Genomic DNA, 12,708 nt, shown 5'->3' on the forward strand with positions numbered 1-12,708 from the left:
CCTGCTTTACGTCCGCAAGATCAGGTGGGCGTCGCCGAACTCGTGCCACAGGTAACGTTCCCGCAGCGCCGCCTCGTACGCCGCGCGGAGCGGGCGCTCGCCGGCGATCGCGGTCAGCATCATCAGGTGGCTGGAGCGCGGTTCGTGCAGGCCGGTGATGAGCCCCGTGACCGCCCGCACCCCCGTCGCGGGCGTCACGACGTGGCTGGTCCAGCCCTCGGAGGCGGTCACCAGGCCGCCGGCGGCGGCGGTCTCCAGCGCCCGCACCACCGTGGTGCCGGCGGCGACCACCCGCCTTCCGCTCCCCAGGGCCAGGTCGACCAGGCGGGCCGTGGCCTCCGGCACCACGTAGCGCTCGGCGTACGGTGGCTCGTCCTTCTCCGGCGAGGCCACCCCCGTGTGCAGGGTGATCGGCGCGATGCCGACGCCGCGCGCCACCAGCGCCGTGACCAGCTCCGGCGTGAACGGCCGCGCGGCGCTGGGCATCTCCGCGCTGCCCGGCACGGTCGCGAACACCGTCTGGTACGCCTCGATCGGCCAGTCCCTGGTGACGTACGCGTACCGGATCGGGGCCCCGTACCCGCGCAGGTACGTCTCCACGTCGCGGTCGAGCACGGCCCGCCAGAGCCGGGGCGTCTCGCGAGCGACGAGCCGCAGCGTGGCGCCTCCGGGCAGCGGCAGCCACTCGCCGGGCGCGCCGCCGCGGTACTGCTCGGTCGCGGTGGCGGTACGGCGGCGCAGCTCGACGAGCCAGGTGCCGTCCGGGCGCGCGGTGGAGAAGTGCACCGCGAGCCGGTCCAGCCGCACGGCGGCGGGCAGCGTCGCCGAGTTGTTGACCACGATCAGGTCGCCCGGGTCGAGCAGGCCGGGCAGGTCGGTGAAGCGGTGGTGCGCCGGCTCGCCGTCACCCGCCGAGACCAGCAGACGGACCCCGTCCCTGCCCACCCCACGCGCCTCCGGCGGCTCCTGCGCCGACAGCGCGGGCGGCAGAACGAAGTCGAACGCGGCGTTCGCCACCTCGGCCGTCACCTCGGCCGTCACCGCGGTCGTTGCGGGGGATGCGGCGGTCGTCTCGGGGGGCGTCGTCGGGCGGGTCACTGGAGGCTCACCCGGCCGCTGGCGGGGCGGGTGTGTACGAGGTCGTGCAGGGCGGCGGCGACCTTGGCCGGGTCGGTGGCGGACGCGGCCTCGTCCGCGCCGACGGCGTCGGCCAGCATCCTGGTGTTCATCTCGCCCGGGTCGGTCCACCAGACCGCCAGCTCGGGCTCCTCGGCGGCGAGCACGTTCGAGAGCTGCTCCAGCGCCGCCTTGGTGGCCCCGTACCCGCCCCATCCCTCGTACGCGCCGGTGGCGGCGTCGGAGGTGACGTTGACGACGGCGCCCCGCCGGGCGCGCAGCGCGGGCAGCGTGGCCTGGATGAGGGCGAGCGGCGCGGTGACGTTGGTCTCCAGCAGGACGCGGAAGGCCTCCAGCGGGTAGCCCGCCAGCGGCGGCAGCGGCGTGGCCCCGAGGCCGCTGGCGTTGTTGACCAGGAGGTCCAGCTCGGGGACGGCGTCCGCCAGGCGGCGGACGTGCGCGGGCTCGGTGACGTCGCCCGGGATGGCGGTGGCGCCCAGCTCGGCCGCGGCCCGTTCCAGCTCGTTCACGCCGCGCGCGGTGAGCACGAGACGCCAGCCCGCCTCCGCCAGTGACCGCGCGAGCGCGAGGCCGAGTCCGCGGGAGGCGCCGGTGATGAGTGCGGTGTTCGTCATGTTCGTGACGTTAGGAACGCGCCGCCGTCCACACATCGGGCCGTGGTCCCGTGGCCGCCTGGGCACTTCGTCCTAGGACCTTCCCGGCGCCGGTCGAGAGTCCCGCGGAGGTCACCGGCGCCCGGTCCCCGGTTCGCCCGTCAGTAGAGTGATGGCGTGACGGCCGAACGCGACGAGATCCTGCAGGCGGTGAGCTCCGCGGTGCTGGCGGTCACCCGCCATCTGTCGGTGCGCGAGGTGCTGCAGGTCATCGTACGCTCGGCGCGGCGGCTGCTGGACGCCCGCTACGCCGCGCTGGGGGTGCCCGACGACGACGGCTCGTTCGCGGAGTTCGTCGCCGAGGGCATCACCGACAAGCAGTGGGAGGCGATCGGGCCCCTCCCGCGCCAGCACGGCATGCTGGGCGCGATGCTCCGCGAGGGCGCCCCGGTGCGCCTGGCCGACCTGCGCGCCGACCCCAGGTTCGAATACTGGCCGCAGGCGCATCCGGTGATGAAGGACTTCCTCGGCGTCCCCATCACCGACGGCGGCGAGGTGCTCGGCATCATCTTCCTGGCCAACAAGCGCGCGGGCGGCTTCACCGAGGCCGACCAGGACCTGCTCCAGGTGTTCGCGGCGCACGCCGCCATGGCGCTGGCCAACGCCCGGCTCTACGAACGGAGCCGGGAGCTGGCGATGCTGGAGGAACGCAACCGGGTGGCCCGCGAGCTGCACGACGCCGTCACCCAGAAGCTGTTCTCGCTCCGGCTGAGCGCCCAGGCGGCGGGGGCCATGCTGAAGTCGGAGCCCGACAGGGCCGCGGCCGAGCTGGAGCGGGTGCAGCGGCTGGCGGGGGAGGCGCTGGGCGAGCTGCGGGCGGTGATCGTCGAGCTTCGGCCCGCCGAGCTGGACCGCCACGGGCTGGCCGAGACGCTGCGCAAGCACGTGCGGATGCTCGACCGCCTGCATCCCGCGCGCGTCACGTACGAGGCGGACGAGCTGCCGCCGCTGGACTCCGCCGCGGAGGTGGCCGTGCTCAGGGTGGCCCAGGAGGCGCTGCACAACGCGCTGCGCCACGCCGAGGCCGCGCGGGTGACCGTGCGGCTGTCGTACGAGGGCGGCGGGCTGGCCCTGACCGTCGAGGACGACGGCACGGGCTTCGAGCAGGGCGCCTCGCGCGGGCTGGGCCTGATCTCGATGAAGGACCGGGCCGAGTCGGTGGGCGGCCGGATGACCGTCAGCTCGGCCCCCGGGAAGGGGACGACCGTGCGTATGGAGGTGTGCGGGTGATCCGGGTGCTGGTCGCCGACGACCATCCGGTGGTGCGTCAGGGGCTGCGCACGTTCCTCGACCTGCAGGACGACATCACGGTCGTGGGTGAGGCGGGCGACGGCGCGCGCGCCGTCGAGCTGGTCCGCGAGCTCGCGCCCGACGTGCTGCTGCTCGACCTCAAGATGCCGGTGCTGGACGGGCTGGCCACGCTGGGCGAGCTGACCGGCGCCGCGACCCGGGTGCTGGTGCTGACCTCGGTGAGCGACAGGGCCGACGTGGGCCCCGCGATGCGGGCGGGCGCGTCCGGCTTCCTCTACAAGGACGTCGACCCGACGGCGCTGGTGCGTGCCGTGCGGGCCGTGCACAGCGGGCAGGTGCTGCTCGCGCCGGAGGCGGCCGAGGCGATGCTGGCGGGCGGCGAGGGCGCGCGGCCGGCGGGGGGCCCGCCCGTGCCGCTGACCGACCGCGAGCGCGAGGTGCTGAAACTGATCGCGGCCGGCCGGTCCAACCGCGAGATCGCCCGCAGCCTCGCGGTCGCCGAGAAGACGGTCAAGACCCACGTCTCCAACGTGCTGATGAAGCTCGGCGTGCAGGACCGCACCCAGGCCGCCCTCTACGCCGTGCGCCACGGCCTGTCCTGATCCCTCAGGGCGTCCCTGACGGGCTCGAAGGCGGCGTGCCGGGTCAGAGGTTCCTGACGGGCTCGAAGATGGCGTGGTGGGCCGCGACGATCGCGCGACGCACGGCGCGGTCCAGCTCGCGCACCGCGGCGCCGCGGGAGGCGATCTCGCCGGAGGTGAGCCCGCGCTCCTCGGCCAGGCGCAGCACCGCCCCGAGCCGGGTGGCCAGCGCCGACACCCGGTGGGCGCGCGCCGGATAGCCGGGGGCCAGCTCCCCGCCGTCCGGCACGTGCGACGGCCGCTCCCGCGCGGGGCCGCCCGCCGCGGCCAGCGCCTGGGTCGCGTCCCGCATCGCCTCCGACAGCTCGCGCTCGGCCTCGGCGACGGACGGCAGGTCCTGCCGTACCGGCCCGGCCTCGTGCACGTCCAGCTTGACTCCCACGTACGAGGAACCGCGCAGATCGAGCGAGGGCACCAGCCCGAGCCGGGTGTCGTCGAGCACGGCGATGGCGGCCTGCCCGGCGTCGACCGCCGCCGAGTTGAACCCGGGCGGGCCGGAGAGCCCGAGCGGGTCACCGGGCGCCGGCAGGGCGAGCCGGAACCCGCTCAGGCCACCGGAGCGAAGGTTGGCCAGGTATTTACGCAGCGGAACCTCGCCCACGACAGCGGGGCCGCCGACCTCTTCGACGTGGTCGGCCGCCTCGTCCAGGCCGATGTGGCCGGAGAGCCAGGCGTTACCCCAGGCGACGAGCACGGGACAGATAGGCGATTCAGGGCGCACCGATCCACGATAAGCGCTCGCCCTGCAATAGGTTTGTCCCCAGGGTTACTCCTCAAGGAGGGATCGGGGATGGGTGGTCAGGTGCTGCGGTTCCAGGACGTCGCCTACAAGCGCGACGGGGCGACCCTGCTGCGCGGCATCGACTGGACGGTCGAGGAGGACGAGCGGTGGGTCGTGCTCGGCCCCAACGGCGCGGGCAAGACCACGTTGCTGCAGCTCGCGGCCACGTTGCTGTTCCCCAGCGAAGGGTCGCTGGAGGTGCTCGGCGAGCGCGTCGGGGTGGCCGACGTGTTCGACCTGCGGCCGCGCATCGGGCTGTGCAGCTCCGCGCTGGCCGAGCGCATCCCGCCCGACGAGAAGGTCATCGACCTGGTGCTGACCGCCTCGTACGCGCTGCTGGGGCGCTGGACGGAGGAGTACGACTCCAACGACGTCACCCGCGCCGTGGAGCTGATCGACATGATGGGCGCGGCCCATCTGATCAGGCGGCGGTTCGCCTCGCTGTCGGAGGGGGAGCGCAAGCGGGTGCAGATCGCCCGCGCGCTCATGCCCGACCCGGAGATGCTGCTGCTCGACGAGCCCGCCGCCGGGCTCGACGTGGGCGCCCGCGAGGACCTGGTGCGGCGGCTGTCGGTGCTGGCGGGCGACTTCCGGTCGCCGGCGCTGGTCCTGGTGACCCACCACGTGGAGGAGATCCCGGCCGGGTTCACCCACGCCCTGATGCTGCGCCACGGCTCGGTCGTGGCCCAGGGGCCGCTCGATCACGTCATGACGGCCGACAACCTGTCGCAGACGTTCGGGGTGCCGCTGTCGCTCGACCGCAGCGCCGAGGGCCGCTGGTACGTCCGTCCCTTCTAGATCGCCCGCAGGCACGCCGGACGAAATATCATGCAGCGGGTCAGGCCCGTCGATTTCGGAGCGTTGCCATGTCCGTGGAGCAGCTCATCGTCGCCTTCGTCCTGGTCGCGGCGGTGGGTTTCGGGGTGGCGCGGACCATCAGGATCATCCCGCAGGCGACGGCGGCGATCGTGGAGCGGCTGGGCCGCTACCACCGCACGCTCGCCCCGGGGCTCAACATGGTGGTGCCGTTCATCGACCGCATCAAGGACATGATCGACCTGCGCGAGCAGGTGGTGTCGTTCCCGCCGCAACCGGTGATCACCTCCGACAACCTGGTCGTCTCCATCGACACCGTCATCTACTTCCAGGTGACCAACCCGAAGGCGGCCACGTACGAGATCGCGAACTTCCTCATCGGCGTCGAGCAGCTCACCGTCACCACGCTGCGCAACGTCGTCGGCGGCATGGACCTGGAGCGCACGCTGACCTCCCGCGAGGAGATCAACACCGAGCTGCGCGGGTCGCTGGACGAGGCGACCGGCAAGTGGGGCATCCGGGTCAACCGGGTGGAGCTCAAGTCCATCGACCCGCCGGCCTCGATCCAGGACTCGATGGAGAAGCAGATGCGCGCCGACCGCGACAAGCGGGCCGCCGTGCTCACCGCCGAGGGCCAGCGGCAGGCGGCCATCCTGGCGGCCGAGGGGGAGCAGCAGGCGGCGGTCTTACGGGCCAGGGGCGACGCTGAGGCGGCGGTGCTGCGCGCCCAGGCCGAGGCCGAGGCCCAGGCGATGCGCGCCAAGGGCCAGGCCGACGCGATCGGCATGGTGTTCAAGGCCATCCACGAGGGCAACCCGGACCAGCACCTGCTGGCCTACCAGTACCTGCAGACCCTGCCCGAGATCGCCAAGGGCGACGCCAACAAGATCTGGATAGTCCCCTCGGAGATGGGGAAGGCGCTGGAGAGCCTCGGCGGCCTGTTCACCCCGCCGAATCCCCCCGCGCGCAATCCCCCCGCCACCCCGGACGCGTAGCCGCCCCGCCAGGCCCCCTAGGCTCGGCACTCGACGCTGATGCTGGGAAGGGGTCGGGGTGACGGTCTGGGAAGCGCTCGCCGTGTGGGTCGCCGGGATGGCGGCCGGGGCGATCAACGCGGTGGTCGGCTCGGGGAGCCTGATCACCTTCCCCACCCTCGTCGCCGTCGGCGTCGATCCGGTCGTGGCGAACGTGTCCAACAACGTCGGCCTCGTCCCCGGCTCCGTCACCGGCGCCTACGGCTACCGCGCGGAGCTGCGCGGGCAGCGCGACCGGCTGGTCAGGCTCGCCATGGGGTCCGCGCTCGGCTCGCTGGCCGGCGGGATCCTGCTGCTCTACCTCGATCCGGACGTCTTCCAGGTGGTCGTCCCCGTGCTGATCGGGCTGGCCTGCGTGCTGGTCATCATCCAGCCGAGGCTCAACCTCTGGCTGGCCGCCCGGCGCGAGCACGCGCACCCGCACGGCGGCCCCGCCCTCTGGCTCGGGGTGTTCGGGGCGGGCGTCTACGGGGGCTACTTCGGCGCCGCCCAGGGCGTGCTGCTCATCGGGCTGCTCGGCAGCTTCCTGGACGAGCACCTGCAGCGGGTGAACGCGGCCAAGAACGTGCTCTCGCTGGTGGTCAACTCCACCGCCGCCGTGCTGTTCGTCCTGATCGCGGACGTCGACTGGTGGGCGGTGCTGGCCGTGGCCCTGGGCGCGATGATCGGCGGCTTCCTGGGGGCGAAGGTCGGGCGCCGCATCCCCGCGCCACTGCTGCGCGTGGTCATCGTGGCGGTGGGGATCGTGGCGATAATCAAACTGGTGTACGGATAATTTCCCGACATTCTGGGCATAAATCAGTACATGAAGGGTGATCGGGTGGAGATCGTCATCGACGCGGGCGGCACCCCGCGCACGTACGAGGTCGTCGCCACCCGCGCGGGCCGCCGCGTCGAGGTGGCCACCCGGCGGGGGCTCGTCGAGGTGACCGAGGTGACCAGGAGCGGCACCGTCATCCGGACCGCCCGCTTCATGTCCAGCCGCATCCTCGCCCTGGTCGAGCACCCCGCCGACGAGAAGGACTAGCGGAAGTCGGCCTCGTGGTCGCGCACCCAGGACCGGAACGGCAGCGCCGGCCTGCCCAGCAGCTTCTCCACGACGTCCGTGACCTCCTCGGGGGAGTCCACCAGGCTCCGCCAGCCCGCCAGCGCGGCGTCCACGAAGTTCGCGTCACCCCAGGCCGCCAGCAGCTGCTCGCGCGCCTGCTCCGGCGGCAGTTCCTCCCAGCGCACCTCGCGGCCGATCACCTCGCCGATGATCCGCACCTGCTCGGCCTGGGTGAGCACCTCGGGCCCGCTGATCGGGTAGGCCGCGCCGCCGTGCCCGGCTGAGGTCAGCACGTGCACCGCCACCGCCGCGATGTCCTTCTCGTGGATGAGGGTGCGCCCCGCCTGCCCGTACGGCCAGCGCACGACGCCCGTCCTTACCTGGTCGGCCCAGCCCAGGGTGTTGACGGCGAAGCCGCTCGGCCGCAGGAACGTCCAGCTCATCCCGGAGGCGCGGATGAGCCGCTCCAGCTCCTGATGGAAGATCGTCGGCTCCCCGTCGCCCTGGGGCACGTTCGCCGACAGGTAGACCACCCGCCTGGCCCGCCCGGCGAGCGCCTCGACCACGGGTTCGGCCGTCTGGGCAGCGAAGCCCGGCCACACCAGGAACGCCGTCTCCACGTCCGCCAGGGCGGGTCCCAGCGTCTCGGGCCTGGTCAGGTCGCCCGCGACCGTCTCCACCCGCTCAGGCAGCCGCGCCCGCGCCGGGTCGCGCACCAGGGCGCGCACCGGCAGGCCCGCCCGTTCGAGTTCTCTCACCACATGTCCGCCGACGTTGCCGGTCGCGCCGGTCACCAGAATCTTGCTCATGCGGCGACCGTAAAACCTCAACTCGACTTCAGGTCAAGCTCGGCCGCACCTGGATCGTGCCGTCCTTGCGCAGCCGGGTCTCGAACGTGGGCGCGGGCGCGGTGGCCGGACCGTGCCGGACCGAGCCGTCGTCCAGCCGGAAGGTGCTGCCGTGCCACGGGCACACCACGCACGCCTCGCCGTCCTCCTCGACGAGCCTGCCCTGGTGGAGAGGGCCTGCCAGGTGCGGGCAGGTGTCGACCATCACCGTGACGTTCTCAGCGCGCCGCAGCACGAAGAGGGAGATGTAGCCGAGCCGCCGCGACACCGGGCGGCCGTCCGGCAGGTCCTTCAGCAGGCACAGGTCGTGCCAGCCCAGCGGCACCAGGTGGGAGACCTGGGGCGCGTGGTTGGCCCCCGCCGCCATGCGGTAGGCCAGGTGGCCGCCCAGATAACCGCCGAACCCGCCCGCGGCGAGCCCGGCGTACGACAGCGCGCGGCCGGCCCGCTCGCGACCGCGTACCCGGGCCAGCAGCGAGCCCGAGAACAGCCCGAGGGCGAGCACGTTCGCCGCCAGGTGGACGAACCCCACCCGCTGCTGCTCCTGGTGGAGAGACGACCAGTCGGTCAGTCCCGCGGCGGCGGTGGGCAGCGAGGTGGCGATGCCGGCGGCCAGCAGCAGCCGGACGGCGCGCTGATCGGCCTTGGCCGCGTCGAGCAGGGTGGCCGAGATCCAGCAGCCCAGGGCCGCCTGGGCCAGGGGCGGGTGCGCCGGCTTGCCCGTGGGCACCCCGTGCAGCAGGTCGCGGACCAGGCCTGGGCGGAGCCGCTGACGCATGGTCTTGGCCAGCGCGCGGATCGGCCGGTCCATGGACGTGGACTTCTCAAGCCGGTCAGTGAGATCGACCGGTCCCACGAAACGCCGCAAGTGCCGACGTCTCGCCCGTACTGTCTCTTTCACGACAAGTCCCCTACCCCAGGGGTGCGGACGTCACTCGGGAAGGTGACCCCTCGCGACCGACTCCTCGACGATCGCGCGCGCGTACGCCCCCAGTGACGGCGAGCCCTCCTCGATCAGCCGGACCTTCTCCCTCACCTGGGCCGCGGTCACCTTGAACAGCTGCCAGGTGCCGCCCTCGGTGTGGTGGTTGGCCAGGATCGGCGCGAACCGGTCGAGCGCCTTGGCGAACCTCGCCTCGGGCGTCTTGCGGTCCTCGAACTCCTCCCACAGCTCCCGCAGCGGCGTGCCCTGCCCGTCGGGCAGCAGCGCGAAGATCCGGTCGGCGGCGGCGCGCTCGGCCTCCGCCTGCGCGGCCACCGCCACCGGGTCGTAGATGAACGTGTCGCCCGCGTCGATCTCGACCAGGTCGTGCACCAGCAGCATGGCCATGACGCGCTGGATGTCGGTGCCCGGCGGCGCGTGCTCGCCCAGCACCATCGCCAGCGTGGCCACGTACCAGGAGTGCTCCGCGTCGTTCTCCCGCCTGGAACCGTCCATCAGCAGGTTGCGGCGGACGATCCGCTTCAGCTTGTCGATCTCTACGGCGAAGGCGATCTGGGTGGTCAGGCGGTCCTCTTCTGGCACGATAGTCACGCGCGACACCTTAATGTGCGCTGATCATACTGGTAGGTGAAATTCTTACCGGAACTCCGTTGAACACTGCGTTACCAGACGGAACGTCCACAGCGGACTCGTCGGTCAGCGTGTTCGCGCTGACCCCCGGGTGCTTCGCCGCGACCGTCTGCGAGCTGCCCTGATGCCCCCACCCGTGCGGCAGGCTGACCACTCCCGGCATGATCGTGTCGGTCGGCTCCAGCGGCACCGTCAGCTCGCCGGTGGCCGAGCGGACCACGGCCTCGCCGCCGAGCCCGAGCCTGGCCACGTCGACCGGGTTGATCTGGAGCGTGCAGGCGTTGCTGCCGCCCACGAGCGGGCCCACGTTGTGCATCCAGCTGTTGTTGGAGCGCAGGTGCCGCCGCCCGATCAGCACCAGCTCGGGAGGCTCGGCGTCCAGCCCCGCGCGCAGCCGGTCCACGTCCTCCAGCAGCAGCGGCGGCGCCAGCTCGACCACGCCCGAGGCGGTCCTGAGCACCTCGGCCAGCCGCGGCTCCAGCGGGCCCAGGTCGATGCCGTGCGGGTTGTCGAGCAGCTTGCGCAGCGACAGGTCGCCCCCGCCGGCCCACTCGCCGTAGGGTCCGAGCCGCAGCATGAGGTCCAGCCGCCGCTCGGCGCCGGTCTCGCCTTCCAGCAGGGCGCGCAGCTCGGCCGGGTCCCTGCCCTCGACGCCGGAACCGGGCGTCTCCACGGCCTTGGCCAGCTGCTGGCCGATCACGAACTCGTCCAGGTCGCCGTCGAGCCCGGAGGCGATCATGGCGAGCCTGGACAGGATCAGCGCCTCCGACGGCCGGTCCCCCAGCGGCAGCAGCGGCGGCGAGTAGCGGGCGTAGTTGCGCACCGCGAAGCCCAGCAGCGCGAAGTCGTAGTGCCCCGACTGCAGGATCCGCGGCGGCGGCAGGATGACGTGCGCGTGCCTGGTGGTCTCGTTGAGGTACGGGTCCACGCTCACCATGAAGTCGAGCCCGGCCAGCGCCCGGTCCAGGCGGTCGCCGTTCGGCGCCGACAGCACCGGGTTGCCCGCCACCGTGACCAGGAACCTGACCTGCCCCTCGCCCGGCGTCTCGATCTCGTCGGCGAGCGTGGCCACCGGCAGCTCGCCGTTCGCCTCCGGCAGGCCGCGCACCCGGCTCCGCCACCGCCCCACCCGGTACGGGCCGCGCCGCCCGCCGAACTCGGTGGCGGCCTTGGGGAACATCACCCCGCCCGGCCGGTCCAGGTTGCCCGTCAGCGTGTTCAGCACGTCCACGAGCCACTGCGCGATCGTGCCGAACTCGGCCGTGCAGGTGCCGATCCTGGCGTACACCGCCGCCCTGTCGGCCGCCGCCAGCTCCCGCGCGAGCCGTACGATCACCTCGGCCGGCACGCCGGTGCGGCGGGCCACCAGGTCGGGCGGGAAGTGCTTGGCCGCCTCGCGCACCTCGTCGAGCCCGTTGACCCGGTGGGTGAGCGTGACGAGGTCCTCCGCGAGCAGCGTGTGGACGATCCCGAACAGCAGGTAGGCGTCGGTGCCCGGGCGCACGAACACGTGCTCGTCGGCGGACGCGGCCGTCCGGGTGCGGCGTGGGTCGACCACGACGAGCCGCCCGCCGCGCCGGCGCAGCGCCTTGAGCCTGCCGGGGAAGTCGGGAGCCGTGCACAGCGAGCCGTTGGACTCCAGCGGGTTGGCGCCCAGCATCAGCAGGTAGCCGGTGCGGTCCAGATCGGGCACCGGGATGGCGAGCGGATGGCCGAACATCAGCCCGCTGGCCACGTGCTTGGGCATCTGGTCGGCGGTGCTGGCGGAGAAGACGTTGCGGGTGCCGAGCGACTTGATCAGCGGGGCGCCGTAGAGCGCGCCGGCCATCGTGTGCGCGCTCGGGTTGCCCAGGTAGACGGCGGCCGACTGGCGGCCGTGCGCGGCGGTCACCTCGGCGAGCCCCCGCTCGACGGCCGCGAACGCCTCGTCCCAGCTCACCTCGCGCCACCGGTCGCCCTCCCGGATCAGCGGCGCGCGCAGCCGGTCGGGGTCCTCGTCCAGCCTGCCGAGGCTGGCGCCCTTCGGGCAGATGAAGCCCTTGCTGAACGGGTCCGCCTTGTCACCGCGCACGCTGGTCACGTGGCCGCCGTCGTCGAGGGTCAGCGTCAGGCCGCAGACGGCTTCGCACAAGGGACAGGTCCGGTGGACGGTCGACGTCATCACGACTCCTGAGTTCGTAAGCTGAACTCATCTTGACTCGTACGCGGGACATGGGGAAGCCCCGGAGCCCCCGCGGTCTCCGGGGCTTTTCCTAGGGAGGCGCGGGTCCCTAGGTCTTCAGCCCGCCCGCTGCAGAACCAGCGGCCGGTGCAGATCAGGCGGCTCGTCGAGGTCGGGCCGGAGCGGGATCCAGGTCCGCCGGCCGTAGAGCCGGTCGAGACCGGGGGAGACGGCCCCGGGGAGCACGTCCCGCCTGACGACCTCGACGATCACCAGGTTCGCGCGGGTGCGGTGCTTGTAGACCGCGGCGGTCCTGGCCCAGCAGGCCGCCGCGATCTCCTCGGCGTAGGCCTCGAACTCCTCGGCGCTGATGCCGGCCCTGGTCAGGATCAGGGCCTTCTCGCCCGTGGCCGTGGGGGTGATCCACAGCACCAGCGGGATGCGGCCGGCGCGGGTGTGCAGGGTGGTCTCCAGGCAGACCCGCTGCAGCCGGTGGCGGGACACCACGCACCAGAAGTGCGCGACGGCCCAGTTGCGGCCGAACCGCGTCGCGGCCGGCACCGAGACGGCGCTGCTCAGCAGGACGAACGGGAGCCATCTGCCCTCCTGGGTGGCGCCCAGGACGGCCGGCACGAGCAGCGCGAGCCCGGCGAGGAGCAGTAATTCGGTACGGAACCGCCAGAGCCTGGTGAGGGGTCCCGAGCCGCGCGGGGCGGGCAGGTCCTCGTAGCCCGGGTAGATCTGGTTGCGCGGGTTCCTCGCCAT

Annotated in this window: 14 protein-coding genes; 6 read left to right on the forward strand and 8 right to left on the reverse strand. The window is 72.9% G+C overall.

What is annotated here, in order from left to right; translation table 11 throughout:
* Positions 1 to 6 precede the first annotated feature (6 nt).
* Both KME79_RS14130 and KME79_RS14135 read right to left on the reverse strand, forming a co-directional pair.
* Complete coding sequence (locus KME79_RS14130) at positions 7 to 1,098, reverse strand: S-adenosylmethionine:tRNA ribosyltransferase-isomerase (RefSeq protein WP_308248909.1); 1,092 nt, start codon at positions 1,096 to 1,098, stop codon at positions 7 to 9.
* Complete coding sequence (locus KME79_RS14135; RefSeq protein ID WP_219544817.1) at positions 1,095 to 1,751, reverse strand: SDR family oxidoreductase; 657 nt, start codon at positions 1,749 to 1,751, stop codon at positions 1,095 to 1,097. The genes KME79_RS14130 and KME79_RS14135 overlap by 4 nt, the downstream gene beginning before the upstream one ends.
* A 156-nt stretch (positions 1,752 to 1,907) precedes the next feature.
* Between KME79_RS14135 and KME79_RS14140 the strand changes: the two genes are divergently transcribed.
* Positions 1,908 to 3,020 (forward strand): GAF domain-containing sensor histidine kinase, encoded by a 1,113-nt coding sequence (locus KME79_RS14140; protein WP_219544818.1) that lies wholly within the window; start codon positions 1,908 to 1,910, stop codon positions 3,018 to 3,020.
* Positions 3,017 to 3,643 carry a response regulator gene (locus KME79_RS14145; RefSeq protein WP_148036310.1) on the forward strand — a complete coding sequence of 209 codons (627 nt, stop codon included), beginning with the start codon at positions 3,017 to 3,019 and terminating at the stop codon, positions 3,641 to 3,643. Before KME79_RS14140 ends, KME79_RS14145 begins: the two co-directional genes overlap by 4 nt.
* A 43-nt stretch (positions 3,644 to 3,686) precedes the next feature.
* On the opposite strand, the gene KME79_RS14150 is transcribed toward KME79_RS14145, so the two are convergent.
* On the reverse strand, positions 3,687 to 4,403 hold the full coding sequence (locus KME79_RS14150) for an Rv1486c family protein (RefSeq protein ID WP_261809032.1): 717 nt from the start codon (positions 4,401 to 4,403) through the stop codon (positions 3,687 to 3,689).
* A gap of 69 nt (positions 4,404 to 4,472) precedes the next feature.
* Here KME79_RS14150 and KME79_RS14155 point away from each other — a divergent pair, with 69 nt between their 5' ends.
* From KME79_RS14155 to KME79_RS14170, 4 genes are all read left to right on the forward strand, one after another.
* Positions 4,473 to 5,261 carry an ABC transporter ATP-binding protein gene (locus KME79_RS14155; protein ID WP_148036311.1) on the forward strand — a complete coding sequence of 263 codons (789 nt, stop codon included), beginning with the start codon at positions 4,473 to 4,475 and terminating at the stop codon, positions 5,259 to 5,261.
* Between the two features lie 68 nt (positions 5,262 to 5,329).
* Positions 5,330 to 6,274, forward strand: a complete 945-nt coding sequence (locus KME79_RS14160; protein WP_148036312.1) for an SPFH domain-containing protein — start codon at positions 5,330 to 5,332, stop codon at positions 6,272 to 6,274.
* Positions 6,275 to 6,332: 58 nt separating this feature from the next.
* On the forward strand, positions 6,333 to 7,088 hold the full coding sequence (locus KME79_RS14165) for a sulfite exporter TauE/SafE family protein (RefSeq protein WP_148036313.1): 756 nt from the start codon (positions 6,333 to 6,335) through the stop codon (positions 7,086 to 7,088).
* A 30-nt stretch (positions 7,089 to 7,118) separates the two neighbouring features.
* The gene (locus KME79_RS14170; RefSeq protein ID WP_148036314.1) at positions 7,119 to 7,340 is read left to right on the forward strand and encodes a DUF8836 family protein; all 222 of its coding nucleotides are present in this window, start codon (positions 7,119 to 7,121) and stop codon (positions 7,338 to 7,340) included.
* On the opposite strand, the gene KME79_RS14175 is transcribed toward KME79_RS14170, so the two are convergent.
* The 5 genes from KME79_RS14175 to KME79_RS14195 all read right to left on the reverse strand — a co-directional run bounded on the left by KME79_RS14175 (position 7,337) and on the right by KME79_RS14195 (position 12,708).
* A complete protein-coding gene (locus tag KME79_RS14175; protein ID WP_219544819.1) occupies positions 7,337 to 8,170 on the reverse strand; it encodes an SDR family oxidoreductase in 834 nt (277 codons plus the stop codon). The two genes, KME79_RS14170 and KME79_RS14175, sit on opposite strands and share 4 nt — an antisense overlap.
* Before the next feature lie 28 nt (positions 8,171 to 8,198).
* Positions 8,199 to 9,020, reverse strand: a complete 822-nt coding sequence (locus KME79_RS14180; RefSeq protein WP_187281588.1) for a Rieske (2Fe-2S) protein — start codon at positions 9,018 to 9,020, stop codon at positions 8,199 to 8,201.
* 120 nt (positions 9,021 to 9,140) lie between these two features.
* Positions 9,141 to 9,752: an HD domain-containing protein gene (locus KME79_RS14185; RefSeq protein WP_148036317.1), complete on the reverse strand. Its 612-nt coding sequence runs from the start codon at positions 9,750 to 9,752 to the stop codon at positions 9,141 to 9,143.
* A 1-nt stretch (position 9,753) separates the two neighbouring features.
* On the reverse strand, positions 9,754 to 11,943 hold the full coding sequence (locus KME79_RS14190; protein ID WP_219544820.1) for a molybdopterin-dependent oxidoreductase: 2,190 nt from the start codon (positions 11,941 to 11,943) through the stop codon (positions 9,754 to 9,756).
* A 117-nt stretch (positions 11,944 to 12,060) separates the two neighbouring features.
* Entirely contained in the window at positions 12,061 to 12,708 is a 648-nt protein-coding gene (locus KME79_RS14195) for a hypothetical protein (protein WP_219544821.1), read from the reverse strand.

The organism is Nonomuraea harbinensis (assembly GCF_019396385.1).
GTDB classification, from domain to species: Bacteria; Actinomycetota; Actinomycetes; order Streptosporangiales; family Streptosporangiaceae; genus Nonomuraea; species Nonomuraea ferruginea.